The organism is Kribbella sp. NPDC055110 (assembly GCF_053607525.1).
Genome location: NZ_JBSGTS010000021.1, coordinates 113,677 through 138,839, shown reverse-complemented (window position 1 = coordinate 138,839; position 25,163 = coordinate 113,677). Strand labels below are relative to the sequence as shown.

General features: G+C 69.6%; 20 protein-coding genes. 9 read left to right on the top strand and 11 right to left on the bottom strand.

Annotated features, from left to right (window positions below; genetic code table 11):
- Positions 1-149 precede the first annotated feature (149 nt).
- Positions 150-1,382: a DegT/DnrJ/EryC1/StrS family aminotransferase gene (locus ACWF0M_RS28165; protein ID WP_452238728.1), complete on the bottom strand. Its 1,233-nt coding sequence runs from the start codon at positions 1,380-1,382 to the stop codon at positions 150-152.
- Positions 1,383-1,524: 142 nt separating this feature from the next.
- Positions 1,525-2,739, bottom strand: a complete 1,215-nt coding sequence (locus ACWF0M_RS28160; RefSeq protein WP_452238727.1) for a helix-turn-helix domain-containing protein — start codon at positions 2,737-2,739, stop codon at positions 1,525-1,527.
- Between the two features lie 85 nt (positions 2,740-2,824).
- Between ACWF0M_RS28160 and ACWF0M_RS28155 the strand changes: the two genes are divergently transcribed.
- Complete coding sequence (locus tag ACWF0M_RS28155; protein ID WP_452238726.1) at positions 2,825-3,439, top strand: maleylpyruvate isomerase family mycothiol-dependent enzyme; 615 nt, start codon at positions 2,825-2,827, stop codon at positions 3,437-3,439.
- A gap of 119 nt (positions 3,440-3,558) precedes the next feature.
- On the opposite strand, the gene ACWF0M_RS28150 is transcribed toward ACWF0M_RS28155, so the two are convergent.
- Both ACWF0M_RS28150 and ACWF0M_RS28145 read right to left on the bottom strand, forming a co-directional pair.
- Positions 3,559-4,119 (bottom strand): dihydrofolate reductase family protein, encoded by a 561-nt coding sequence (locus ACWF0M_RS28150; protein ID WP_452238725.1) that lies wholly within the window; start codon positions 4,117-4,119, stop codon positions 3,559-3,561.
- A gap of 67 nt (positions 4,120-4,186) precedes the next feature.
- Positions 4,187-6,133, bottom strand: a complete 1,947-nt coding sequence (locus ACWF0M_RS28145; RefSeq protein ID WP_452238724.1) for a potassium transporter Kup — start codon at positions 6,131-6,133, stop codon at positions 4,187-4,189.
- Positions 6,134-6,209: 76 nt separating this feature from the next.
- On the opposite strand from ACWF0M_RS28145, the gene ACWF0M_RS28140 reads away from it, so the two are divergent.
- The 3 genes from ACWF0M_RS28140 to ACWF0M_RS28130 are packed head-to-tail and all read left to right on the top strand — an operon-like array spanning position 6,210 to position 9,966.
- Positions 6,210-7,457, top strand: coding sequence for an MFS transporter (locus ACWF0M_RS28140; protein WP_452238723.1), 1,248 nt, complete (start codon positions 6,210-6,212; stop codon positions 7,455-7,457).
- Entirely contained in the window at positions 7,454-7,981 is a 528-nt protein-coding gene (gene cpt, locus ACWF0M_RS28135) for a chloramphenicol phosphotransferase CPT (protein WP_452238722.1), read from the top strand. Before ACWF0M_RS28140 ends, cpt begins: the two co-directional genes overlap by 4 nt.
- A 50-nt stretch (positions 7,982-8,031) precedes the next feature.
- Positions 8,032-9,966: a GMC family oxidoreductase gene (locus tag ACWF0M_RS28130; RefSeq protein ID WP_452238721.1), complete on the top strand. Its 1,935-nt coding sequence runs from the start codon at positions 8,032-8,034 to the stop codon at positions 9,964-9,966.
- A gap of 3 nt (positions 9,967-9,969) precedes the next feature.
- On the opposite strand, the gene ACWF0M_RS28125 is transcribed toward ACWF0M_RS28130, so the two are convergent.
- Both ACWF0M_RS28125 and ACWF0M_RS28120 read right to left on the bottom strand, forming a co-directional pair.
- Entirely contained in the window at positions 9,970-10,485 is a 516-nt protein-coding gene (locus ACWF0M_RS28125; RefSeq protein WP_452238720.1) for a VOC family protein, read from the bottom strand.
- Between the two features lie 39 nt (positions 10,486-10,524).
- The gene (locus ACWF0M_RS28120) at positions 10,525-11,193 is read right to left on the bottom strand and encodes a LysR family substrate-binding domain-containing protein (protein WP_452238719.1); all 669 of its coding nucleotides are present in this window, start codon (positions 11,191-11,193) and stop codon (positions 10,525-10,527) included.
- Positions 11,194-11,226: 33 nt separating this feature from the next.
- On the opposite strand from ACWF0M_RS28120, the gene ACWF0M_RS28115 reads away from it, so the two are divergent.
- Positions 11,227-11,601 carry a DUF5997 family protein gene (locus tag ACWF0M_RS28115; protein ID WP_452238718.1) on the top strand — a complete coding sequence of 125 codons (375 nt, stop codon included), beginning with the start codon at positions 11,227-11,229 and terminating at the stop codon, positions 11,599-11,601.
- A gap of 88 nt (positions 11,602-11,689) precedes the next feature.
- Positions 11,690-12,439, top strand: a complete 750-nt coding sequence (locus ACWF0M_RS28110; RefSeq protein WP_452238717.1) for a sugar phosphate isomerase/epimerase family protein — start codon at positions 11,690-11,692, stop codon at positions 12,437-12,439.
- Here the strand turns inward: ACWF0M_RS28110 and ACWF0M_RS28105 are convergent.
- Positions 12,414-13,577, bottom strand: a complete 1,164-nt coding sequence (locus ACWF0M_RS28105) for a pyridoxal phosphate-dependent aminotransferase (RefSeq protein ID WP_452238716.1) — start codon at positions 13,575-13,577, stop codon at positions 12,414-12,416. The two genes, ACWF0M_RS28110 and ACWF0M_RS28105, sit on opposite strands and share 26 nt — an antisense overlap.
- Before the next feature lie 101 nt (positions 13,578-13,678).
- On the opposite strand from ACWF0M_RS28105, the gene ACWF0M_RS28100 reads away from it, so the two are divergent.
- Positions 13,679-14,554 carry an NAD-dependent epimerase/dehydratase family protein gene (locus tag ACWF0M_RS28100; RefSeq protein ID WP_452238715.1) on the top strand — a complete coding sequence of 292 codons (876 nt, stop codon included), beginning with the start codon at positions 13,679-13,681 and terminating at the stop codon, positions 14,552-14,554.
- Here ACWF0M_RS28100 and ACWF0M_RS28095 read toward each other — a convergent pair.
- On the bottom strand, positions 14,497-15,885 hold the full coding sequence (locus ACWF0M_RS28095) for an FAD-binding oxidoreductase (protein WP_452238714.1): 1,389 nt from the start codon (positions 15,883-15,885) through the stop codon (positions 14,497-14,499). The genes ACWF0M_RS28100 and ACWF0M_RS28095 overlap by 58 nt on opposite strands.
- 164 nt (positions 15,886-16,049) lie before the next feature.
- Between ACWF0M_RS28095 and ACWF0M_RS28090 the strand changes: the two genes are divergently transcribed.
- Positions 16,050-21,563 (top strand): ATP-binding protein, encoded by a 5,514-nt coding sequence (locus ACWF0M_RS28090; protein WP_452238713.1) that lies wholly within the window; start codon positions 16,050-16,052, stop codon positions 21,561-21,563.
- Positions 21,564-21,584: 21 nt separating this feature from the next.
- Complete coding sequence (locus ACWF0M_RS28085) at positions 21,585-23,768, top strand: transglycosylase domain-containing protein (RefSeq protein ID WP_452238712.1); 2,184 nt, start codon at positions 21,585-21,587, stop codon at positions 23,766-23,768.
- Here ACWF0M_RS28085 and ACWF0M_RS28080 read toward each other — a convergent pair.
- From ACWF0M_RS28080 to ACWF0M_RS28070, 3 genes are all read right to left on the bottom strand, one after another.
- On the bottom strand, positions 23,765-24,100 hold the full coding sequence (locus ACWF0M_RS28080; RefSeq protein ID WP_452238711.1) for a hypothetical protein: 336 nt from the start codon (positions 24,098-24,100) through the stop codon (positions 23,765-23,767). The genes ACWF0M_RS28085 and ACWF0M_RS28080 overlap by 4 nt on opposite strands.
- A 71-nt stretch (positions 24,101-24,171) precedes the next feature.
- Positions 24,172-24,396 (bottom strand): translation initiation factor IF-1, encoded by a 225-nt coding sequence (gene infA / locus ACWF0M_RS28075; RefSeq protein ID WP_452238710.1) that lies wholly within the window; start codon positions 24,394-24,396, stop codon positions 24,172-24,174.
- A gap of 2 nt (positions 24,397-24,398) precedes the next feature.
- On the bottom strand, positions 24,399-25,145 hold the full coding sequence (locus tag ACWF0M_RS28070) for an N-acetyltransferase family protein (protein ID WP_452238709.1): 747 nt from the start codon (positions 25,143-25,145) through the stop codon (positions 24,399-24,401).
- Positions 25,146-25,163 lie beyond the last annotated feature (18 nt).

Genomic DNA, 25,163 nt, shown 5'->3' with positions numbered 1-25,163 from the left:
ATCTGCGGCGTGAGGTTGACACAGGGAGTGTCATGGGGCCTCCCGGCCTGGACTGAGGAGCGGAGGGAGCGAAGCGACCGGAACGACGAGGGAAGGCCGGGAGTCACAGCCCCATGACCCGCCGCGCCGGAGGCGTGGCATCAATAGAGTCATGATGCCTTCCGGGACAGGGCGTTGTGGACCTTGCGGATCGCGGTGACGATGTCGTCGACGTCGGATTCGGTGTAGTTCTCGTTCCAGCCGAGGACTAGCAGCCGGCGGTCGATGAGTTCCTCGGCGTTGGGGCACAGGCCGGGCGGGTACGAGACGTCCTGCAGCGGGAACCCGGACTGACCGTACGTGATTCGCCCGCGGACGGCGGGCGCGGCGTACAGCGGGCTGGTCAGGTACCCGCCGTTCGCCGGCACACCTTCGGTGGTCAGCGCCGCGGCCCACTCGCGCATGTCGCCGGCCGCCTCGGAGATGATCAGCGGGTACTGCCAGTACACGTGGTCCTGCCCGTCGAGCGGGGCCGTGACACCGGCCAGGTCGGCGATCCCGGCAGTCGCCCGGAGCGCCGCCGTACGACGATCCTGTACGACGCCACGTAGCCGGTTCAGCTGGGCGCGAGTGACCGAGGCGACGAGTTCGGTCATGCGGTAGTTGAGGGCGAGGAACAGGTAGGTCCGCTCGTCGGTGTCCCGCGGCCAGCCCTTGTCGGCGAACAGCCGCATCCGGCGGGCGCGTTGCGCGTCGTCGGTGACCGCCAGGCCGCCGTCGCCGGCGGTGATGTGCTTGGTCTGCTGCAGGCTGAAGCATCCGATATGCCCGATCCGGCCCGCGAACGTGTCGCCGACCGGGGCGAGATACGCCTGCGCGCAGTCCTCGATCAGCAGGATCCCGTGCTGATCACAGAGCTCGCGCAACTCCCGGACAGCGGCCGGTTTTCCGAACAGGTGCACGACGATCACGGCCTTCGTGCGCGGCGTGATCGCGGCGGCCACGGTCTCGGGCGTCAGGTTTCCTGTGATCGGGTCGACATCCGCGAACACCGGAACGGCGTTCTGCATCATGATCGGAAACACGGTGCCCATGTCGCTGATCGGCGTCGTGATGATCTCGTCGCCGGGATCCGGGTTCACGGCGGCGACGGCCAGGTGCAGCGCCGCCGTTCCCGAACTGCAGGCGACCGCGTGCCCGGCGCCGAGCAGCGACGCGAACTCCAACTCGAGCGCGGGAACCTCCGTTCCCCAGGTGGCCGAGAGCATGCCGCTGCGCAGCACCCGCTCGACCGCCTTGATCTCGTCGTCGCCGAAGCGCCGGCCGCTAGCGTTCATCACCGACGGCAGCGGGTCGGTGCGGACCGGCGTACCGCCGTCGCGCGCGAGCTGACTGTTCTCCATCAGACGAATCCTAGGCTTAGGGCAACGGTAGTCGGACGTGCGAATCGCTTGTCCACAAGGCCTCCCGGGACAGTACGTACCGAATTACGGTCATGGCTGAAATTAGCCGGACGTGCGTCGGCACGTCAACCGTTGGAAATAGTCAGAGGTGAACGCGATAAACCACGAGCGGGCGGCCGCTGCCCGTGCCGAGCTGAGTGCCGGTGGCGTCCGCCAGTCCGGCGCGCTCGAGGCGGTTCAGGACGCGGCGCGCGGTCCGCGGCTGGATGCCGAGGTAGTCGGCCACGGAACGCGTGGTCAGGCCGTCCTCCGGGGTGGCGCGGACGAGCTCCTGCAGCCGTTCGAGCGTCGCCTTCGAGAGGCCGGCGCGTTGCGCGAGCAGTTGCAGCTTCGAGCGCTGCTGAGCGCGTGGCGGTGCGCCGCCGACCAGCACGAGATCGATGTCGTTGCGCAGCGACACGACGGCCGCCGTACGCCCGGCGGTCTTCGCGCGGCCGAGTGCGCGGCGGGCCAGCGCCTCCGTCTCGGTCCCGGAGCCGCCGATGCCGAAACCGATCCGGACCGGCCCGAACTGTTCCTTCAGCCGGGTCAGCATGCCGAGCTCCGTGAACGCCGCGGTTGCTTGTTCGAGCGGTCCGCGGGTCGCGATCACGAGCCACCGCTTGTCGTCGTACCGGAGGACGCTGCCGCCGAGAGAGCCGGCTTCACGCTGCAGAGCGCTCTCTGCGTCCGGAGATATCTCCACCAGGCCGAGCGCGATCTGCGCATCGTCACTGCGCAAAGCGTCATGCACGAGCAGCAGGCTGTTCACGGCCGACCGGACCGAGTGCACCGACGGCGCCAGGCGGAGCGTGGTCTGCTCGGTGCGGAGTTTCTCGTACGCCGACCGCAGACAGGTGATCGCGACGGTCGCGCGGGCCTGATGGTGGAACGCGACGATCTCGTCGAGGCTCAGACCGGGACGGTACGGGAGCACGCGGACCCCGCGCATCGGGAGCCCGACCTCGTCGAACGTCTCCCGGACGTCGCCCTCGTCGAGTACGTCGATGCTCAGCGAGTTCACGTCGTTTCCCTCGCGGAGCAGCTGGACCAGGGCGCGCATCAGCGTGGCGCCGGTGTACTCGACATGCACGGCCGGGCGGTCCAGGAGATCCTGCGCGGCGGCGATCTGGTACGGGACGACGCCGGTGAACAGCCAGGCGTCGACGCTGCCCGGCGCGTCGGCCATCACCTTGGGGGTGTCGGTCTCCCGGCGGTACCGGAGTGGGACCACCTCGACGCCACGCAACCCCTTGATAATCCGGCTGGTGGAGGTGACCAGATCCGACGGTCCCACCACTCCGATCGTCGTCACCACGCGCGGATCCCCTCCATGGGGGTCAGTCTCACCACAACACCCCACCGCTGCAAGAACCCGCGCCGTGGTCGGCTACGTTCGCCTCATGGAGCGGGTTCTGGAGTGGATCGACGAGGGTACAGCGCTGTGTCGTGACGCACTGCGCGACCTGGAGGCGCCGTCGCTGCTGCCGGGCTGGTCGCGGCGGCACGTCGCGGCCCATCTGTCGCTGAACGCCGAGGCGCTCGGGAACCTCGTGCACTGGGCGCGGACCGGCGAGGAGCGGCCGATGTACCCGTCGCCCGAGGCGCGGAACGCGGACATCGAGGCGGGTACGTCGCGCTCTGCAGACGAACTGCGGTCGTGGTTCGACGAGTCGGCGACCGGGCTCGACGCGGCGATGGCGGCGTTGACGGACGACCAGTGGCAGGCGGAGGTCCAGACCGCGCAGGGCGCCCCGATCCCGGCAACCCGGATCCCCTGGATGCGCTCCCGCGAGGTCCTGATCCACGCCGTCGACCTCGGCACCGGCCTCACCTTCGCCGACCTCCCACCCGACTTCCTCGAAGCGCTGTGCAAAGACATCCGCACCCAACGCACCGACGTACCGGAAGTCACCGGCCCACTCCCAGAGGTCGCGGCATATCTGGCGGGCCGCCCCTACGCAGACGTCACCAACCCAGAAGGCACCCCCGCAAAACCCCTCCCACCCTGGCTCTAAGTGGTCCGCGCCGCAAGTTCGTCGTGGTTCTCGGCTGGCATGGTTGTGTGGGGAGTTCTGCTGGTCGTTTCAGGTGGGTAGGACTCCCCGGACCGCATGTCACGCGTGCTTCTCGGGGGTCATTTGAGGACTCGGTAGCGGAGGTGGGTTACGTCGCGGGCGGGGAGTTGGCGGACTTGTTCTAGTTCTATGTATTCGGCGGGGAGGTTGTCGAAGAGGCGGCGGCCCTGGCCTAGGAGGACGTTGACGACGTGTAGTTCGAGTTCGTCGAGGAGGCCGGCGCGGAGGAGGGACTGGGCGGCTCCGGCGCCGTGGACCATCACGTCGCGGTCGCCGGCGGCGGCCAGCGCCTGGGCGGCGCAGTCGGCGACGTCGGAAGCGTAGTGAGCGCTCCCCGGCGGTACGTCGTCCTCGTCGACGTGGTGGGTGAGGATGAACATCGGTACGCCGTCGTGGTGGTCGCCTTGCCAGCGGCCGGCGTGCTCGTAGGTACGGCGGCCTGCGATCAGCGCACCGGTGGCGAGCGACTCGCGGACGACCTGCCCGCTCGGTCCGTCGGAGTGGCGGTCGTCGAGCCAGTTGAAGAGGCGGAACCCACCGCGTCCCATCGGGTTCTCGGGACTGTCGTCGGGGCCGACCACGAAACCGTCGAGCGACATGGACATGTAGAGCCGGATCATGTGGCGCCTCCTAGGGATTGGGGGAAGGAGAACACGAAGCGGGTGGCTGCGATCCGGTGCGCTGGGTCTACACCTCGATGTGCGAGCCGATGATGACGGTGCGGTCCTGGGGGAGGCCGAAGTGTTCGGCGGCGTCGGCGGTGATGTGTGAGGTGGCGAGGAACAGCTGCTTGCGCCAGCCTGCCATCGTGGCGGCCTTGCCGCGGCGGAGCTCGATCTTGGACAGGAAGTACGACGCCTTGTCGAGATCGAGCGGGCCTTCGGAATCGGCCGGGTCCAGTGTCGCCAGCGCGGCCGGTACGTCGGGGGACTCCATGTACCCGAACTTGATCGTGACGTGTGTGATCCCGTCGTCGCCGTACCCGAGGTCGTCGACCGTGACCCGCTGGTCCTCGGCGACCCGCGGCACCGGCTCGGTGTCGATCGCCACGATCACCACGTGCTCGTGCCGGACCTGGTTGTGCTCGACGTTCGCCCGCAGCGCGAGCGGAGCGCTGGTGCCGCCGCGGTTGAGGAAGATCGCCGTTCCCGGGACCGTCCGGATCGGCATCTTGCCGGAGCGGATCTGGTCGATGAACTCCTGCAGCGAACCCTCGGCGCGCTCCCGCTCGGTGGTCACGACCTCGCGGCCGCGCTGCCAGGTCGTCATCACCGTGAACGCGATCAATGCGATCAGCAGCGGCAGCCACGCGCCGTGCACCAGCTTGGTCAGGTTCGCCCCGATGAACAGCAGGTCGATCGAGAGCAGCGGCACCGCGCCGATCGCGATCAGCCATTTCGGGATGTTCCAGCGGTAGTGCGCGACGTAGAAGAACAGCAAGGTGGTGATGCTGATCGTGCCGGTCACCGTCATGCCGTACGCGTACGCCAGGGCGGCCGAACTGCGGAACGCGAAGATCAGCGTGAGGACCGAGACGAACAGCAGCCAGTTGACGAACGGGACGTAGATCTGGCCGACCGTCGTCGCCGAGGTGTGCGTCACGCGGAGTCGCGGCAGGTACCCGAGCTGCGCGGCGTGCGACGCGACCGAGTAGGCGCCGGTGATCACCGCCTGTGACGCGATCACGGTGGCCGCGGTCGCGAGCAGCACCAGCGGCAGCCGGCCCCACGCCGGGACGAGCAGGAAGAACGGGCCGCTGATGTTGGTGTGGTCCTTCAGGATCAGCGCGCCCTGACCCAGGTAGCTGAGCGTGCAGGCCGGGAAGACCAGGAACAGCCAGCCGCGACTGATCGAGCGGCGGCCGAAGTGGCCCATGTCGGCGTACAGCGCCTCCGCGCCGGTGACCGCGAGCACGATCGCCGCGAGCGCGAAGAACGCGATGTGGAAGTGCCCGGCCAGGAACCCGATCGCGTACGTCGGGGAGAGCGCCTTGAGGATCGCCGCGTGCTCGACGATGCCGCCGATCCCGGCCGCGCCGATCACCGCGAACCAGGCGATCATCACCGGCCCGAAGACCCGGCCGACCGATTCGGTGCCGCGGCGCTGGACCAGGAACAGCACGGTGATGATCACCGCGGTGATCGGTACGACGTACTCGGCGAGCGACGGTTCGACGGTCTTCAGGCCCTCGACCGCGGACAGCACCGAGATCGCCGGGGTGATGATGCCGTCACCGAAGAACAGCGACGCCCCGAACAGCCCGACCGAGGCGAGGATGGTCGCGGCCCGGCGGCGGCCCGGGTGCGTGGAACGCCAGCGGCGCAGCAGCGTGATGAGCGCCATCACGCCGCCCTCGCCGTCGTTGTCGGCGCGCATCGCCAGCAGGATGTACGTGACCGTGACGATGATCATCACCGACCAGAAGATCAGCGACACGACCCCGAACACGTTGGCGTCACTGACCGGCACGGGGTGCGGGTCGTCGGGGTTGAAAACCGTCTGGAGGGTGTAGATCGGGCTGGTCCCGATATCGCCGAAGACGACACCCAGTGCCCCGACCACCACGGCCAGTCGCACAGTGTCGCGAACAGAGGTATGGGGGGCCGGAGTGCCCGGCTCCTGAGGGTTCGTCACGTCCCGGGACGATACCTGCCCGGGGAGCTAGCGCTGTGCATGTCGAGCCGTCGGCCGCGGTTCCGACGTACCCGATATGACAGCCGAGCGAGTACTGCGGACCTATCTCACGCTGGTCGTGGTGTCGACGGGCGCGTCGTCGATGATCTGGGGCATCAACACGTTGTTCCTGCTCGACGCCGGGCTGGGCATCGGGAAGGCGTTCGCCGCGAACGCGTTCTTCACCGCCGGCATGGTGCTGTTCGAGGTCCCGACCGGCGTTGTCGCGGACACGGTCGGCCGGCGTGCGTCGTACCTCCTCGGCACGGCGACCCTGATCGGGACGACGCTGCTCTACCTGGTGCTGTGGCGGACGCACGCGCCGTTCGTGCTCTGGGCGGTCGTGTCGATGCTGCTCGGTCTCGGGTTCACGTTCTTCAGCGGCGCGACCGAGGCGTGGCTGGTCGACGGGCTGCACGCGACCGGGTACGCCGGGTCGCTGGACGCGGCGTTCGCGAAGGGGCAGGTGGCGAACGGGATCGCGATGATGGCCGGCTCGATCGGCGGCGGGGTGCTGGCGCAGCTGACGAACCTGGGGATGCCGTACGTCGTTCGCGCGTTGTTGCTGATGGCTACGTTCGTGGTCGCGTGGCGGTCGATGCGGGACATCGGCTTCACCCCGGCGCCGCGGACCTCGGTGCGGATCGAAATGGCCGGGATCGTCCGGGCGTCGCTCCGGCACGGACTCCTCAACCGGCGGGTCCGCTGGGTGATGCTGGCCGGGCCGTTCACGGCCGGGGTGAGCGTCTACGGCTTCTACGCCGCGCAGCCGTATCTGCTCCAGCTGTACGGACACACCGGCTCGTACGCGGTCGCCGGCCTGTCCGCCGGGATCGTTGCCGGCGCACAGATCGCCGGCGGCGCGTCCGCGTCGTACCTGTCCCGTCTGGTCCACGACCGGATCGGGATCCTGATCGGGGCGATCGTCGCGTCCGGCGTGGTGATCGCGGTGATGGGCCTGGTGACGTCGTTCGGGGTGGCGCTGGTGCTGCTGATGGTGTGGGGCACGTTGTTCGCTGCGATGTCACCGGTGCGGCAGGCGTACCTGAACAGTCACATCCCGTCGGCGCAGCGGGCGACGGTGCTGTCGTTCGACAGTCTGCTCGGCTCGGCCGGTGGGGTCGTGATCCAGCCGACGCTCGGTCGCACCGCGGACGTCTGGGGCTACGGACCGGCGTACCTGGTGTCGGCGGCGATCCAGCTCCTGGCGGTGCCGTTCCTCGGACTGGCACGGCGGAAACCTGTCGAGGGCGCAGTGGACAACGCTCTAGCCTTGCGGGCGTGACGGCTCGATTGATCATCATCAACGGTGGGTCCAGTTCCGGGAAGACCGGGATCGTGCGGTGTCTGCAGGCGGTGCTGCCGGAGCCCTGGCTCGGGTTCAGTGTGGACGACTTCGTGGACGCGCTGCCCGCCGTGATGGACGGCGGCCTCGAGGTCGGGCCGGACGGCGCGGTGTCGGTCGGGCCCGCGTTCCGGGAGCTGGACGCGGCCTGGACCGCCGGGATCGTGGCGATGTGCCGGGCCGGCGGCCGGGTGATCGTCGACGACGTGTTCCTCGGCGGCGCCGGCTCGCAGCAGCGCTGGCGGGACGCGATCGGGGAGCTCGAGGCAATCTTCGTCGGTGTCCACTGCGCCCCGGAGATCGCCGCGGGGCGTGAACTCGCCCGCGGCAACCGCGCCCGCGGCATGGCCGAGCAGCAGGCGTACGTCGTCCACGAGGGCGTCACGTACGACGTCGAGGTGGACAGCTCGCACGCGGAATCCGTCGACTGCGCCCACACGATCGCCACCTACCTCGCTCCGTAGTGGATCCGTAGTCGCCACGGATGCCCGGTGTGCGTGAAAGGATTTTGGGCGTGCGCTTGTCTGAGCAGCAGCGGAGTGAGTTGGAGCGGTTGGCGGAGTTCGTGCTGCCGGGGGAGGGATGGGCGGCGGCGGGGTTTGTCGAGCGGGTGCTGACGGAGGATCGGCCCGACTGGGTTGGACGGGTGGAGCGTGCGCTGGCCGGTGAGGATCAGGACTGGCTCGTTCGGTTGATTGCGCAGGGGTTCTACGCGGAGCCGGCGAGTTGGGAGCGGGTCGGATGGCGGAGTGGGGAGTTCGCTCCGGTGCAGACCGAGTTGCGGGTGACGCCTCGGGACGAGTTGGTCGAGCGGTACGACTGCGTGGTGGTCGGCTCGGGGGCCGGTGGGGGCGCGGCGGCTCAGGTGCTGGCGGAGTCGGGGCGGTCGGTGCTGGTGGTCGAGTTGGGCAGTTACCCGTCGACGGAATCGTTGGCGCGCGACCACCTGCGGAATCCGCGGTCTGTGACGGGTCTGCCGGCGGTGACGGATCCGGACCCGGCGGGGCGGCCGAGGGTGTCGGTGGTGGACGGGGTGCGGAGCGAGGTGCTGCCGCCCGACGGTGGGTGGGGGAACAACGCGTTCACGGTCGGCGGCGGCACACGGGTGTACGGCGCGCAGGCGTGGCGGTTCGTGCCGCAGGACTTCCGGATGGCCACGACGTACGGCGTACCGGAGGGAAGTGCGCTCGCCGACTGGCCGATCTCGTACGACGACCTGGAGCCTTACTACTCGTTGGCGGAGCAACGGTTCGGGGTGAGTGGTGGTGGAGTGGATCCGTGGCACGGGCCGCGGTCGATCCCGCTTCCGATGCCGCCGCTGCCACGTACCGGGCCGGCTGACCTGTTGGCGGGAGCTGCCGAGCGGCTCGGCTGGGGAACTCTCGACGTACCGCTGCTGATCAACTCGGTCGACTACCAAGGGCGCTCCGGATGTGTGCGGTGCGGTCTGTGCGTCGGGTTCGCCTGCCCTGTGGAGGCGAAGGCCGGGACACACAACACCGCGCTGCCCGCGGCGCTCGCGACCGGGAACTGCACGCTGGTCACCGAGACGACAGCCGAGCGGCTGGTCACCTCAGCTGGTCGGGTCATCGGCGTCGCACTGGTCGCGAGTGACGGGTACTGCGGGATCTGGCGACGGACCGTTGCGTGCGAGGAGGTGGTGGTCGCCGCGGGTGCCTCGGAGACGCCGCGGCTGCTCCTGAACAGTGCGCACGACGGCGAGCCGAACGGGATCGGCAACAACCGGGATCAGGTCGGCCGGCACCTGCAGGCGCATGTGTACGCCGGTGCGGTCGGGCTGTTCGAGGACGAGGTGGTCGATCTGGTTGGGCCGGGCGTCTCGATCGCGACCTGCGACTTCCGGCACGGGAACGACGGGATTGTCGGCGGCGGCATGCTCGCCAACGAGTTCGTGCCGACGCCCGCGTCGGCGTACGACTATCTGACCGGCGCCGGGCTGATCCCGCCGGCCGGTGCGGAGAGCGTGCAGGCGATGCAGCGTGAGGTACGGCGGATGCTCCGGGTGGTCGGGCCGATCCAGGAGGTCACGTCGGCGGAATCACGCGTCCGCGTCGATCCGTCCGTCGTCGACCGGTTCGGCAATCCGGTGGTCGTGACGAGTGGGTCGATCCATGCAGAGGACGTCCGCGCCCATCGCTTCATGAGTGCCAAGGCGAAGGCCTGGCTCGAGGAAGCGGGCGCGATCCGGACGTCCGTGGGCGAGGTCGGGACGGTGGGGCGCGCCAGCACCGGGCAGCATCAGGCGGGGACCTGCCGGATGGGCGACGACCCGGCCCGATCGGTCACCGATCCCCATGGCCGGCTCTGGGACCACGACAACGTCTGGATCACCGACGCCTCCGTCCACGTCACCAACGGAGGCGTAAACCCAGTCCTGACTGTCCTCGCCGGAGCCCTCCGCATCGCCGACCACATCGTGCGTGGTTGAGGGTCAGCCGACGCGGGAGATGCCTACTCCGCTGCGGGCGTCGCGGCCGTACTTGGTGATTTCGGCGGGGAGGTTCAGCCGGGAGATGCCGGTCTTGTTGCGGTCCTCGTCGGTGAGGAGGTCGGCGGGGATGATCCAGACGATCTCGAACTCGAGGCCGTCGGGGTCCTTGCCGTAGAGCGACTTCGTGGTGCCGTGGTCGGACGCGCCGACCAGGGCGTCGTGCTCGCTGAGAGCGCCGGCCAGCTCCTCGAGGTCGCCGAGGGTGTCGACCTCCCAGGCAAGGTGGTAGAGCCCGACCGATGTCCGCCCGGCGCCCGACGGGCCGGCTTGCGACCCGATCTGGAACAGGCCCAGGTCGTGGTCGTTACTCGACCCGGGTGCCCGGAGGAACGCCGCGCCGGGGATGGCGTCACCGGTCTCGGTGTACCCGAAGCCGAGGACGTCTCGGTAGAACGCGACGCTCGCCGCGACGTCGCGCACGTACAGGACCGCGTGGTTCAACCGGAAGATCGCCATATAGCGATTATAGTTGAAGCCTCAACTTATTTCCAGTGGCTAGCGGCGGCGTTTCTTCGGTCGGGCCGGTTGCTTGGGAGCCTGCGGTGCCGGCTTCTTCTGGCGCCTGGGCGTCGCGGGGCCGCGGGTGCTGTTCACGGTGCGGCCGCGGACGATGCCGATGAGGTGCTCGACCAGTTCGCTGGTCTCGTCCTCCGGCCAGCTCAGCGCGACCTGCGACTCCGGTACGCCGGTCAGCGGGCGGTAGGTCAGGTCCTTGCGGTGGTGCAACCGCGCCAGCGACTGCGGCACCACGAGCAGCCCGGTGCCCATGGCAACCAGCTCGATCGCGTCGCCGGTCCGGACCGGGCGCTCGTCTATGAGCCGGCCGGGTGGGTGCTCCCAGTCGAGTACGTCGTCCTGCGGGTGCAGCATCAGCTCGTCGGCGAGGTCGTCGACGGTGACCTCCTCGGCTGCGGTGACGAGGTGGTCCTTGGGCACCACCACGACCGTCTGCTCGACGTACAGCGGGATCGCGTGCAGGCCGGTGCGATCGATCGGGAGCCTCAGGAGGACCGAGTCGACCTCACCCCGGCGGACCAGATCGGGCGCTTCGGCGGCCGAGACCTGGACGAGTTCGAGCGGGACGCGGGGGAGTCGCTCCGTCCAGATCCGAACCCATTTGGCGGGTGTCACGCCGGGGACGTAGCCCAGCCGGAATCCGGTCACAGTTCCGAGGTTACCGGGCGTTACGCTGCTGCCATGACGGCGCGCAAGACACCCCAAACCATGAAGCCTGCCACGGCGGCGAAGAAGCTGGACGTGTACCTCCCGGCGACGCCCGCGGAGTTCCAGGAGGGCGTCGTGTCGCGGGACGAGCTGAACGCGCTGCAGGCGGACCCGCCCGAGTGGCTGCGGGAGCTGCGGCGGACCGGGCCGCACCCCCGCTCGGTGGTGGCGGCGAGGCTCGGCGTCTCGATCGGCGGCCTCGCCCGGGCCGGGATCACCGAGGCGCTGACCACGGACGACATCGAGGCCATCCGGGACGAGAACCCGGACTGGCTGGAGCACGAACGCGCGACCCAGGCGGAGGTCCGTCGCCAAGAGGCGGAGCTGAAGAAGAAGCCGCGTCCATGAACCCAGCCGCCGTCAGCTGAGTACGCCGTTCGTCGTCGAGCGCACCGCGGCTGCCGGGTAGAACTTCAGCAGTTCGTAGAGTTCGGGTATGAGGCGTCCGATCGCAGTACAGCTCTGGTCGGTCTTCGCGTTGGCGCAGCAGGACTTCCCCGGCGTGCTGCGGCAGCTGAGCGAGATGGGGTACGCCGGAGTCGAGGCGTACGGACTGCACGACCTGTCGCCGACCGCCGTTAGGCAACTGCTCGACGAGCTCGGGCTCGAGCTGTGCAGCTCGCATGCGCCGTTCCCGGCCGGACCGGATGCGCGGCGCGTCCTCGACGAGCAGAGCGAGCTCGGCGCACCGGTCCTCGCGTGGAGCCTCGAAGCGGAGGAGTTCGCGACCGAGGACAGCATCGCGCGCGGAGTCGAGCGGGTGAACGAGGGCGCTGTGAACGCGAAGGCCTACGGGATGCAGATCGCGTACCACAACCACTGGTCGGAGTTCTCCCGATTGGCTGACGGCCGACGCGCGTACGACGTACTGCTGGAGCGGCTCAGCCCGGACGTGCTGCTCGAAGTCGACGTGTACTGGGCGGCGCTGGCGGGTGTGGATCCGGCTGTGGTGGTGCGCGAGCACGGTGATCGGGTCCGGTTCTTGCACGTCAAGGACGGGCCGGCGAAGGCGCCGGAGGACGCGATGGTCGCGGTCGGGCAGGGCAGTTTGGACATTCGGTCGATCCTCGACGCGAACCCGTCGGTGGCTTGGCACATCGTCGAACTGGACCGGTGCGACACCGACGTGATGACAGCGCTCCGGGACAGCCGCGACTATCTCAACGCGCTGTCACGAGTTCCGTGAACGCGTTGAGGGCCCGGCGGATGTTCTCGACCGAGTTCGCGTACGAGAAGCGCAGGTGGTTCTCGCCGTACCCGCCGAACGACGTACCGGGCAGGCACGCGACCCCGGCCTCGTCCAGCAGCCGATCCGACAGGGTCGCCGCCGACACGCCGAGCTCGCTGATGTTCGGGAACGCGTAGAACGCACCACCCGGTTCCACACAGGACACACCCGGTACGGCGTTCAACCCGGACACGATCACCTCGCGCCGTTCGCGGAACGCGTCGAGCATCTGGTCGACGGCGTCCCACGGTCCTTCCAGGGCGGCGATCGCGGCGTGCTGACTGAACGCCGACGTACACGACACCGAGTTGATCATCAGTCGCGTCACCGGCTCCACCAGCGGTTCCGGGAACACACCGAAGCCCAGCCGCCAGCCCGTCATCGCGAACGTCTTCGACCAGCCGTCGAGGAGGACGGTCCGCGACGCCATCCCGTCGAGGTCGAGGACGCTGTGGTGCTCCCCGTCGTACCGGAGTGCCCAGTAGACCTCGTCGCTCAGGACGACCAGGTCGTGCTCGATCGCGATCTCGGCGATCGCCTCCAGCTGTTCGGGCGTCGACGCGCTGCCGCACGGGTTGTGCGGGGAGTTGAGGATCAGCAGCTTGGTCCGGTCCGTCACGAGCGACCGCAGTTCCTCGGGGTCGATGACGAAGCCGTTCTCCTCGCGCAGCGGCACCGGTACGGGCGTCGCGCCGGCGAAGGACGCGATCGACGCGTACATCGGGAACCCGGGATCAGGGTAGAGGACCTCGTCGCCCTCCTCGCAGAGCGCCAGGATCGTGAAGAACATGATCGGCTTCGCGCCGGGCGTGATCAGCACCCGGTCGGGTGTCGTGCGCAGCCGGCCGGTGCGGTCGAGGAAGTCCGCGACCGCGGTCCGTAGTTCGGGAATGCCGGGCGCCGGGACGTAGTGCGTGTACCCCTTGTCCAGGGCCTGCTGCGCGGCGGCGATCACGTGCGGTGGCGTGTCGAAGTCCGGTTCGCCGATCTCGAGGTGCACGATCTCGCGGCCCTGCGCCTCCAGGGCCTTCGCTTTCGCCAGCACCTCGAACGCAGACTCGGTGCCCAGCCGATCCATCCGCCCAGCAAGCTTCACGCCGTCGAGCCTAGTCCACGGACTGGCCGGCAATCCCACGGCACCGGACCTGCGTGCAATGATCGGCAAGGGATTAGTTGACGGCTGGAAGGAATTGCCCGATGGCGCGGGTCGCAGTCACTGGAAGTAGCGGGAAGCTCGGGCGGGCGGTCGTCGATCACCTGGTCACGAACGGGTGGGACGTGGTCGCGCTGGACCAGGCTGCGGCGGCGCGCGCCGACGTGACGTCGACGCGGGTGGATCTGACCGATTTCGGCCAGACCTACGAGGCGATCGCCGGGATCGACGACCGGCACGACGGTGTCGACGCGGTCGTGCACCTGGCCGCGATCCCGGCGCCGGGCCTGCGGCCGAACGCGGCGACGTTCCACAACAACATGACCGCGACGTACAACGTGTTCTCGGCGGCGCTGCGGGCCGGCGTCCGGAACATCGTGTGGGCGTCGAGCGAGACCGTGCTGGGTCTGCCGTTCGACGAGTTCCCGCCGTACGTGCCGGTCGACGAGGACTACCCGCCGCGGCCGAACAGCACGTACTCGCTGGTCAAGACGCTGGAGGAGGAGCTTGCCCGGCAGCTCTGCCGGTGGCATCCGGACCTGAAGCTGATCGGGCTGCGCTTCTCCAACGTGATGTATCCCGAGGACTACACCCGGTTCCCGTCGTTCGACGCCGATGCCCAGGCGCGCAAGTGGAACCTCTGGGGCTACATCGACGCCCGCGACGGCGCCCAGGCCGTCCGCAAGGCGCTCGAGTACGACGTGACCGGGACGGACGTGTTCATCGTCGCGAACGCCGACACAGTGATGTCCCGGCCGAACGAGGAGCTCCTCGCCGAGGTGTTCCCCGGCGTACCCGTGAAGCGCCCGTTCGGCCCGAACGAGACCCTGCTGTCGATCGAGAAGGCCCGCCGCCTGCTCGGTTACGAACCCGAGTACTCTTGGCGCGGCCCGAACGGGAAGAGCGTGTCCGGGTCGTAGGCGGCCCGTACGTCGGCCAGTCGCGCGAACGTGTCGGCCGGCCACGACTTCTCGTACGATCCCGGCAGCGCGAAACCGCCGGCGAAGTTCACCGTGGTCTCCTCGCCCACCCACGGATCGAGCCGGCCGAGAATCCCGTCAACCGTTGCCGGAAGCACCTTTTCGAACAGGCTCGGATCCGGTACGCCGATCATGGTCAGCGTGCATGCTCCGCTGCGCCCGCCGACCGCGCTGCCCTCGGGGACGTCGCGTTCCGTGGCGCCGCCGAGGTGCCGGAGCTCGACCGCGATCAACGGGAGCTGCTGCTCCGGGCCGGCCACGTCCAGGAACGCCCCGATGAACTCGGCGTCCAGGTCGTCCAGCAGCAGCCCGCGGTCCCACGCCGGCGTCGGGTCCCTCGGGTCGTTGTGGATCAGCGCGATGTCGCTCGCCGGCATCTCGCCGACGGCGTCGATCAGCGTCGGACCGGCGTTGCGGATCGGCCGGAAAAGCTTCTTGCCGTCGACCGCGTCACCGACGTACGCGAACCGGACGCTCAGCACCGTCTTGCCGCGCAGCGGTTCGGGGATGAACTCGAGCGGCGGCAGCCGCAGGATCACGACCGACGAGTTCGCGCTCTCCGGAAGGTCCTTCGTCCACTCGGCCCAGGTGGTCAGCGCCGGCGCGATGTGCTCCGCGTCGAAGAACACCGAACCGCCGTACAGCGTGCGCATCTCGACCAGCCCGAAGTCCATCGCGGTGACGATGCCGAACCCGCCCTTGCCGCCGCGCAACGCCCAGAACAGGTCCGGGTGCTCGGTCTCGCTCGCGGTCACCACCTCGCCGGCCGCTGTCACGACGCGGAACGAGCGGGCCCAGTCGGACGAGAAGCCGTACGTGCGGGCGAGTGGGCCGAGGCCGCCGCCGAGCGTGTAGCCGATGCAGCCGACCGCGTCGGACGCGCCGGCGATCGGTGCCAGTCCGTGCGGTGCGGCCGCCGCGATCACCTCGGCCCAGCGGGTGCCCGCGGCGATGTGCGCGACCTGCTCCTCGGCGTCAACACTCACGCCGGTCATCCGGTTGGTGGTCACCACGATCCCGCCCTGCATCGGGATCGGGATGCCGTGGCCGGTCGCCAGCACGCGGACCGGCGTACCGGTCGCGGCGGCGGCGCGGACCACCGCGACGGCATCGTCCTCGGACGTCAGCCCGACCACGATCTCCGGTGTGTGCGTCACCGCCAGGTTGAACCCCGACAGCTCCTCGGCGTACCCCTCGTCACCCGGTGTCAGCACCGGTCCGGCGACCTCGCCCCGCAGCCGGTCGATCAACGCGTCTGTCACGTTCTTCATCCCCTCCCACAAGCCCTGCCCTGGAGGTTTTCACACCCTCGGGTCAGGGTGGAAACACGCCTGATCGGGGGGCCGACTCGACGGTAACGGCCTTGGGCTGAAAACCTGTGCCAGCAGCTGGCGATCCCAGCTGCACAAGGCAGGGTGAGACACGGAGGCGGTCGATGTTCAAGCGTATCGCAATAGTGAACCGGGGTGAAGCCGCGATGCGGCTCATCAACGCGGTCCGCGAAGTCAACGCCGAAGGCGGTGACCCGATCGAGACCGTGGCCTTGTTCACCGACGGCGAGCGGACGGCGACCTTCGTGCGGGCGGCGGACATCACGTACCCGCTCGGCCCGGCGTCGGCCCGGCCGTACCTGGACCTGGAGGTCCTGGAGCGCGCGCTCCGTGAGACCGGGGCGGACGCCGCCTGGGTCGGCTGGGGGTTCGTCGCCGAGGACCCGGCGTTCGCGGAGCTGTGCGAGCGGATCGGCGTGACCTTCATCGGCCCGTCGGCCGAGGCGATGCGCAAACTCGGCGACAAGATCGGCTCGAAGCTGATCGCCGAGGAGGTCGGCGTACCGGTCGCGCCGTGGAGCCGCGGAGCGGTGGAATCGCTGGAGGCGGCGCTCGCGGCGGCCGAGCGGATCGGGTACCCGTTGATGCTCAAGGCAACGGCCGGCGGCGGTGGCCGCGGTATCCGGGTGGTCCGCTCCGCCGACGAGCTCTCCGACGCGTACGCGCGGACCAGCGACGAGGCGGCCCGTGCGTTCGGCAGCGGCGTGGTGTTCCTGGAACGTCTCGTCACCGGCGCCCGGCACGTCGAGGTCCAGGTGATCGCGGACGGCGAAGGTACGGCGTGGGCGCTCGGCGTCCGGGACTGCTCGGTGCAGCGCCGCAACCAGAAGGTGATCGAGGAGTCCGCGTCCCCGCTGCTGTCCGCGTCCCAGGTCGACGAGCTGAAGGCGTCGGCCGAGCGGCTGGCGATCGCGGTCGGGTACCGCGGCGCCGCGACCGTCGAGTTCCTGTACCACCCGGGGGAGAAGTCGTTCGCGTTCCTCGAGGTGAACACCCGGCTGCAGGTCGAGCACCCGATCACCGAGCTGACCACCGGGTTCGACCTGGTGAAGGCCCAGCTGCACGTCGCGTCCGGCGGCCGGCTGGAAGGCCCCCGGCCGATCGAGAACGGCCACGCGGTCGAGGCGCGGCTGAACGCCGAGGACCCGGACCGCGACTTCGCGCCGTCGCCCGGGCGGATCGTCGTACTCGATCTGCCCGCCGGACCCGGCATCCGGGTCGACACCGGCGTGAGCGCGGGGGACACCATTCCGGCGGACTTCGACTCGATGATCGCGAAGATCATCGGGTACGGGCGCACGCGCGAGGAGGCGCTCGCGCGGCTGCGGCGCGCGATGCAGGCGACGACCGTGCTGATCGAGGGCGGCGCGACCAACAAGAGCTTCATCCTCGAGCTGCTCGACCAGCCCGAGGTGATCGACGGCAGTGCAGACACCGGCTGGATCGACCGCGTCCGCGGCGAGGGCCGACTGGTCTCGCACCGGCACTCCGGGATCGCGCTGGTCGCGGCCGCGATCGAGGGGTACGAGGACGCCGAGCAGGTCGAGCGCATCCGGTTGTACGAGACCGCGCACGGCGGCCGCCCGCAGGTCCAGCACGAGGTCGGTCGCGCGATCGACCTGAAGCTGCGCGGCGCGAGCTACCGGGTGACGGTGGCGCGGATCGGTCCGGAGCGGTTCCGGGTCGGCGTCGGCAACGGCAACGATCACCTCAAGGTGGTGGACGCCGAGCTGGAGCGGCTGGACGAGTACACGAGCCGGCTGGTCGTCGGCGGGCAGCGGTTCCGCCTGGTGACGGCAACCCACGGCCCGGTGCATCTGGTCGAGGTCGACGGCGTCACCCACCGCGTGAGTCGCGACGAGGGCGGCGTACTGCGTTCGCCCGCGCCGGCGCTCGTGGTGGCGACGCCGGTGCAGACCGGTGCCGAGATCGAGGCCGGCGCTCCGGTGCTGGTGCTCGAGAGCATGAAGATGGAGACGGTGCTGTACGCGCCGTTCAAGGCGACCGTGAAGGAGCTGCTGGTGTCAACCGGCAGCCAGGTGGAGACGGGTGCTCCGCTGCTCCGGCTGGAGCCGGTCGCGGACGACGCGGCGGAGGAGGCCGCTCCGGTGCAGAACGGCGTACAGCTGGATCTGCCGAACGGGAGTGGGGAGAAGTCCGCGGCCGAGCGGCTGGAGCGTGGGCTGGACGACCTGCGGAGCATGCTGCTCGGGTTCGATATCGACCCGCAGGACGAGGGCGGCATGCTGGCCGACTACCTCGCCGCGCGGTCGGAGCTCGCGCACCAACGCTCGGGGCCGCCGGTCGGTCTGGAGATCGAGCTTCTGACGGTGTTCGCGGACTTCGCCGAGCTGAGCCGCAACCGGCCGGCCGGGACCGACACCACCCTCGAGAACCGGGTGCACAGCCCACGCGAGTACTTCTACACGTACCTGCAGAGCCTGGATCCGGACCGCGGCGCGCTGCCGGGCGAGTTCCAGGCCCGGTTGACCCGCGTACTGAGCCACTACGGCGTGACCGGGCTGGAGCGGAGCCCCGAGCTGGAGGAGGCGGTCTTCCGGATCTTCCTGGCGCAGCAGCGCTCGAGTCCCGACGTACTGCTGGTGACGTCCGTCCTGCAGCGGTGGATCGCCGAGCCGCTGCCGGAGGCGCCGCTGGACGAGTGCGTGCACGACCTGCTGGACCGGCTGGTGCTGGCCACGCAGCTGCGGTTCCCAGTCGTCGGCGACCTGGCCCGGAGCGTGCGGTTCCGGTGGTTCGACCAGCCGCAGGTCGACGCCGAGCGGGCGTCGATCATCGCGGGCGTGGGTGACGAGGTCGCCGACCTGGCCACGCTTCCGGACTCGCCGGAGCGGCAGCGGCGCATCGACGCGCTGGCCGCGATCCCGGAGCCGATCGTCCGGTTCCTCGCCCAGCGGCTGGAAGGCGGCTGGGGCGAGCGCGAGCCGATGCTCGAGGTGCTCGTCCGGCGGCACTACCGCGAGTACGAGCTGCACGACCTGCGCGAGTTCGCCGTCGACGGGCGGCCGTTCGCGACCGCCGACTACTCGATCGACGACCGCCCGAGCCACCTGGTCACGACGGTCGGCACGGTCGCGGAGCTGGCCGATCGGGACAGCGGCCTGTCGCGGGCGCTGACCGATCGGATCGACGCCCGTACGGCGGGACACGAGGCCGTCGTCGAGCTCTATCTGTACGGCCCGGACCTGCCGGAGTCGCAGCAGGACGCCTCGGACCTGTACCGCCGGATGGTCGCCGAGCTGCCGATCGCCCAGCGGGTACGCCGGATCTCGGTCGCGATCGCCCCGGGACAGGACCGGCCGGTCTCGTACTTCACCTACCGCCCGGCCGGCGGGTCGATGACCGAGGACGACAACGTCCGCGGCGTCCACCCGATGGTCGGCCGCCGCCTGAACCTGTGGCGGCTGCGGGACTTCCGCATCACCCGCCTCGACGCGCCGGAGGACGTGCTCCTCTACTACTGCGTCGCCCGCGACAACGAGGCCGACCGGCGGCTCGTCGCGCTGGCCCAGGTCCGCCAGTTCGCGGTCGCCCGGGACGAGGACGGCCAGGTCACGTCGCTGCCGCACGCCGAGCGGGCGATCTCGAACTGTCTGGAGGCGATCCGCCGCGCCCGGTCCGCCCGCGGCGCGGCCGGCGCCAAACTGGACATGAACCACGTCTGGGTGCAGATCTGGCCGGTGGTCGACGTCCAGGTCGACGAGGTGACCGCGCTGCAGCGCAACATCGCCCCGATGACCGCGGGCGCCGGGATCGAGGAGGTCCTGGTGCAGGGCGACGTGGTCGCGCCGGACGGCTCGATCAACCCGGTCGCGGCCCGGTTCTACTACCAGCACGGCGCCGGCGTCGTCACGTCGATCGAGCAGCCGCCGACCGGGCGGTTGCTGCCGCTCGACGACTATGCGCAGAAGGTGCAGCGGTCCCGGCGGCGGAACACGATCTACCCGTACGAGGTCAGCGGCATGGTCGCCGGCCAGGGCGGCTCGTTCGTCGAGCACGACCTGGACGACGCCGGCCGCCTGGTCCCGGTGGACCGGGCGAAGGGCCTGAACAAGGCCGGCATCATCGTCGGCATCGTCACCACGCCGACCACGCGATACCCGGACGGCGTCACCCGGGTCGCGATGAGCGGCGACCCGACCAAGGCGCTCGGCGCGGTGGCCGAGGCGGAGTGCTCGCGGATCATCGCGGCACTCGACCTGGCCGAGCAGCTGCGAGTGCCGGTCGAGTGGTACTCGTTGTCGGCCGGCGCCCGGATCTCGATGGACTCCGGCACGGAGAACATGGACTGGGTCGCGAAGGCGCTGAAGCGAATCGTCGAGTTCACCCAGGCCGGCGGCGAGATCAACGTCGTGGTCGCGGGCATCAACGTCGGCGCGCAGCCGTACTGGAACGCCGAGGCGACGATGCTGATGCACACCAAGGGCATCCTGGTGATGACGCCGGACAGCGCGATGGTGCTGACCGGCAAGCAAACGCTGGACTTCTCCGGGAGCGTCTCGGCCGAGGACAACTTCGGTATCGGCGGGTACGACCGGGTGATGGGTCCGAACGGGCAGGCGCAGTACTGGGCTCCGGACCTGAAGGGCGCCCGGGACGTGCTGATGACGTACTACGACCACACCTACATCGCACCGGGTGAGCACGGGCCGCGGCGGGCTCTCACGGACGACCCCGTGGACCGCGACGTCACGCCGTACCCGCACGACGTCGCCGGGAGCGACTTCAAGACGATCGGCGAGATCTTCTCGAGCGCCACCAACCCGGACCGGAAGAAGGCGTTCGACATCCGCACGCTGATGCGGGCCGTCACCGACCAGGACCACCCGGTACTGGAGCGCTGGGCGGGCATGGCCGACGCCGAGACGGCGGTCGTGCAGGACGCGCGGCTCGGCGGGTTCCCGGTCTGCCTGGTCGGGATCGAATCGCGGTCGGTGCCGCGGCGCGGTTTCCCGCCCACCGACGGGCCGGACACGTACACCGCGGGCACGCTGTTCCCGCGGTCGTCGAAGAAGGTCGCCCGGGCGATCAACTCGGCCAGCGGGAACCGGCCGCTGGTGGTGCTGGCGAACCTGTCCGGGTTCGACGGGTCACCGGACTCGATGCGGAACCTGCAGCTCGAGTACGGCGCCGAGATCGGGCGCGCGATCGTGAACTTCCGCGGGCCGATCGTGTTCTGCGTCGTCTCGCGCTACCACGGCGGCGCGTTCGTGGTGTTCTCGAAGTCGCTGAACCCGTCGATGACGGTGCTCGCGGTGGAGGGATCGTTCGCCTCGGTGCTCGGCGGCGCGCCGGCCGCCGCGGTGGTTTTCGCGGCCGAGGTGGATGCGCGGACCGCCGCGGATCCGCGGGTCGCGGCGCTGGCGGAGCGGGTCGGCGAGGCGGCCGGAGCGGAGCGGGCGGCGCTCGCGACGGAGCTTTCCGACGTGCGAACCGTCGTACGGGCCGAGAAACTGGGCGAGGTCGCGACCGAATTCGACCGGGTGCACAGCATCGAGCGGGCCCGCGACGTCGGGTCCGTCGACGCCGTGATCAGTGCCCGCGAACTGCGGCCGAAGTTGATCGAGGCAATCAATTCCGGGGTACCGGGAGTGTGATCTCTCGCCTACCCTGGTGGGGTGCGTACCGACAGGGGCGGTCGCAGTTGGGCTCGGTCGTTGATCACGTTCATCGGCGTGAGCGCGCTGTCCGGTGCGCTGGCGGCGGGGCTCGCGGTCCCGTTCGCCGGCTTCGCCGGGCGTGGCGCAGCTGAGGTCGCGGACACCGTTCAGAGCCTGCCCAAGGAACTCGAGATCGATCCGGTGGCCGTTCGCAGCCGCATCCTGGCCGCGGACGGCACACTGGTCGCGACCCTCTACGAGCAGAACCGGGTGCCGGTGCCGCTGACCGCGGTCAGCCCGATCATGCGCAAGGCGATCGTGGCGATCGAGGACTCCCGGTTCTACGAGCACGGCGCGCTCGACCTGAAGGGCACGCTGCGCGCGATGGTGCGCAACCAGACCGAGGGCCAGGTGCAGCAGGGCGGGTCGAGCATCACCCAGCAGTACGTGAAGATGAGCCTGGTCGAGAAGGCGCGCACCGCGGCCGAGCGGCAGCAGGCCACCGAGGTCTCGTACGGACGCAAACTCGCCGAGCTGCGGTACGCGATCGCGGTCGAGAGCGAGCTGTCCAAGGACGAGATCCTCGGCCGGTACCTGAACCTGGCGAACTTCGGCGACGGCACGTACGGCGTCCAGACCGCGGCCCAGCACTACTTCCGGACCACCGCCGACAAGCTCACGCTCCCGCAGGCCGCGCTGCTGGCCGGACTGGTGAAGAACCCGACCGGGTACGACCCGACCAACAACCTGGCCCGCGCCAAGGCGCGCCGGGACGTGGTGATCAAGCGGATGCTCGAACTCGGCGTCATCACGGTCGGCCAGGCGAACCAGGCGCTCCGGACACCCGTGGTCGACCTGGCGAAGGTCGAGCCGGTGCCGAACGGGTGCGCCAACTCGCGGTACCCGTTCTACTGCGACTACGTGGTCTCCAAGCTGCTCGCCAACCCGGCGCTCGGCGCGACCGTCAAGGACCGCGACCACTACCTGAAGACCGGCGGCCTGCAGATCCGGACCTCGATCGACCCTCGTGTGCAGGCGGCCGCCCAGGCGTCGATCGACAAACACAGCAAGCGCACCGACTCCGCGATCGCCGCGATCAGCATCGTCGAGCCCGGCACCGGCCTGGTGAAGGCGATGGTGCAGAGCCGCCCCTACGGCAACGGGAAGTTCCACACGAACTACAACTACAACGTCGAGAAGTCGTACGCCGGCGGGTACGGCGGGTTCCAGAACGGCTCCACGATGAAGGCGTTCACGATCGCCGCGGCGCTGTCCAAGGGCATCCGGATGGACTACCGGATCAACTCGCCGGAGCAGATCGACCTGAGCAACAAGAAGTTCCGGACGTGTACGGGCTGGACGCGCGACCCGAAGTACCGGCCGAAGAACTCGACGCACAGCGGCAACCTGACGATGGTCGAGGCCGCCCGGTTCTCGACCAACACCTACTTCCTGCAGCTGTCGCAGCGGACCGGGCTGTGCTCGATCGCGACGATCGCGGCGAAGCTCGGGATGTACAACGCGCAGACGCTGCAGCCGCTCGACCAGGTCATCTCGATGACGCTCGGGGTCGGATACGTGACGCCGCTGATGCTGTCGAACGCCTACGCGACGTTCGCGGCGCGCGGGAAGTACTGCGAGACGCTGGTCGTCACGTCGGTGCGGGACAAGTCCGGGCGCCCGGTCCCGGGTCCCGGGTTCAACTGCAAGCAGGTCCTCCCGCGGGCGGTCGCGGACGGCGTGAACCGGGTGCTGAGCGCAGTGATGATGCCGGGCGGGACCGGCGGCCGGCTGCGCTTCGGCAGCCGCGACATGGCCGGCAAGACCGGAACGATCCAGGAGAACCTGGCCGTCTGGTACGCCGGCTACACCCCGAACCTGGCCGCCGCCGCGGTGGTCGCGGACGCGAACCTGCCGTACACCAACCTGATGTACCGGCACACCCTGAACGGCAAGGACATCGCCGACCCGACCGGCTCCGGCACCGCCGGCCCGCTCTGGCAGACCGCGATGCAGGGCGCCCTCCGCGGCCTCCCGGTCATACGCTTCGTCGCGCCGCCGAAGAGGCTGATCGGCGACCCGAACCCGAAGCCGGTCGACCCCGTGAAGAAGCCGAAACCGACGCCCAAGCCGAAGCCGACGCCCAAGCCGAAGCCGACGCCCAAGCCGAAGCCGCCGCCGAAGCCGCCGACGCCGCGCTAAAGGGGTCTGAGGTCCGTCCCCGGGACCCAGGTGATCTGCCCGTCCTGGTCGCGGAACCGTCCCAGCCAGACCCCCTTGTCGCGGATCCAGACATCCAGCTCGCCGGTCGACCAGGTCGCCCGCTGCACCGGCTGGGCCGGGTCGACGTGCCGTACGGCGTCCGCGGCCCGAGGACCGTGGGCGTCGTACTGCACGTCGAGCTCGGCCGCCAGCTCGCGCGCCTGCCTCTCGTCGTCGAGACCTGTCGCACGCCACCCGTTGACCGCACCGTCCCAGACGCCGAACCTGTTGGATCCGTCGTCGGACGGCCGAACCGTGAACCGACCAAGCATGTTTTCAGATTACCGCTTCGTCGAACATATGTTCTAGTCTTGATCCCGGTGGGAGGTGTGTGCGATAGAGCTCAGTTCCGGTACCGGAAGACGATCCGGCCCCGGGTCAGGTCGTAGGGGCTGAGTTCCACGAGGACGCGGTCCTCGGGGAGGATCTTGATGTAGTTCTTCCGGATCTTCCCGCTGATGTGGGCGAGGACCTTGTGCCCGTTGGTGAGTTCGACCCGGAAGTTGGCGTTCCGGAGGCACTCGACGACGGTGCCCTCGACCTCGATACCGCCTGCTGCTCTGGACATCGTCAGGCCTTTCCGCGGATCAGTTCGAGGCTGCGACCCGTACAGCGCGTACCGAGCCCCTCGAATAGCGCCAGTGCGCCCGTGTTTGTCTCGTCAACCTCCGCGGTCGCGGCTTCGAATCCGGACCGGTGCAGACCGTCCAGGACATGATCGAGCAACGCCCGGCCGATACCGTGCCGTTGCTCGGCCGCCAGTACGCCGACCAGCCCGATGCGCGGGCGCCGGGTCATGGTGGCGACCCGGACCATCCCGACGTACCGACCATCCTTTACTGCGGCCGTGTACTTCGACGGGTCGATCGGCCTCGTGCCGCCCTGCCAGGGCAGCACCTCCGCAGGCATCGTGTGCCAGCCGACGGTGGATTCGACCTCGTCGCGAATCGCCTGGTCCAGCTCACGCAGCGGGGCCTCGTCGGCGGTCGTGATCGTCACCCCTGACGGGACGGTCGCCCGGGAGGGGCCGGTGGGTACGACGAACTCCGCTTCGCGACGCGCTGTCGTGAATCCCGCGAGTACCCAATTGGTCAGGAGGTCGTGGTCGGTCTCGTCGACCACTGTGTACTGCGGCTGGTCGGTCGCCATCGCGGCCGCGAGGCGGTTGAAGACGTCGTCGCGCCAGGTGTCGATGCTGACGAAGGTCCGGCCGTCGAGCCGCCGCGTCGCATGACTGCGGCCGACGACCAGGTCGTTCTCGATCGCGTGCCACTGGTTGTCAGCGACGCGAGAGATCGTGAAAGGCAAAGTGTGCATAGGTGTTTCCTCTCGGGA

What these genes read in the sequence shown, in the direction of transcription:
- ACWF0M_RS28165 (WP_452238728.1), bottom strand. Translation starts at nt 1,382, where the DNA reads ATGGAGAACAGTCAGCTCGCGCGCGACGGCGGTACGCCGGTCCGCACC.
- ACWF0M_RS28155 (WP_452238726.1), top strand. Translation starts at nt 2,825, where the DNA reads ATGGAGCGGGTTCTGGAGTGGATCGACGAGGGTACAGCGCTGTGTCGT.
- ACWF0M_RS28150 (WP_452238725.1), bottom strand. Translation starts at nt 4,119, where the DNA reads ATGATCCGGCTCTACATGTCCATGTCGCTCGACGGTTTCGTGGTCGGC.
- ACWF0M_RS28140 (WP_452238723.1), top strand. Translation starts at nt 6,210, where the DNA reads ATGACAGCCGAGCGAGTACTGCGGACCTATCTCACGCTGGTCGTGGTG.
- ACWF0M_RS28125 (WP_452238720.1), bottom strand. Translation starts at nt 10,485, where the DNA reads ATGGCGATCTTCCGGTTGAACCACGCGGTCCTGTACGTGCGCGACGTC.
- ACWF0M_RS28115 (WP_452238718.1), top strand. Translation starts at nt 11,227, where the DNA reads ATGACGGCGCGCAAGACACCCCAAACCATGAAGCCTGCCACGGCGGCG.
- ACWF0M_RS28110 (WP_452238717.1), top strand. Translation starts at nt 11,690, where the DNA reads ATGAGGCGTCCGATCGCAGTACAGCTCTGGTCGGTCTTCGCGTTGGCG.
- ACWF0M_RS28100 (WP_452238715.1), top strand. Translation starts at nt 13,679, where the DNA reads ATGGCGCGGGTCGCAGTCACTGGAAGTAGCGGGAAGCTCGGGCGGGCG.
- ACWF0M_RS28095 (WP_452238714.1), bottom strand. Translation starts at nt 15,885, where the DNA reads ATGAAGAACGTGACAGACGCGTTGATCGACCGGCTGCGGGGCGAGGTC.
- ACWF0M_RS28090 (WP_452238713.1), top strand. Translation starts at nt 16,050, where the DNA reads ATGTTCAAGCGTATCGCAATAGTGAACCGGGGTGAAGCCGCGATGCGG.
- ACWF0M_RS28080 (WP_452238711.1), bottom strand. Translation starts at nt 24,100, where the DNA reads ATGCTTGGTCGGTTCACGGTTCGGCCGTCCGACGACGGATCCAACAGG.
- infA (WP_452238710.1), bottom strand. Translation starts at nt 24,396, where the DNA reads ATGTCCAGAGCAGCAGGCGGTATCGAGGTCGAGGGCACCGTCGTCGAG.
- ACWF0M_RS28070 (WP_452238709.1), bottom strand. Translation starts at nt 25,145, where the DNA reads ATGCACACTTTGCCTTTCACGATCTCTCGCGTCGCTGACAACCAGTGG.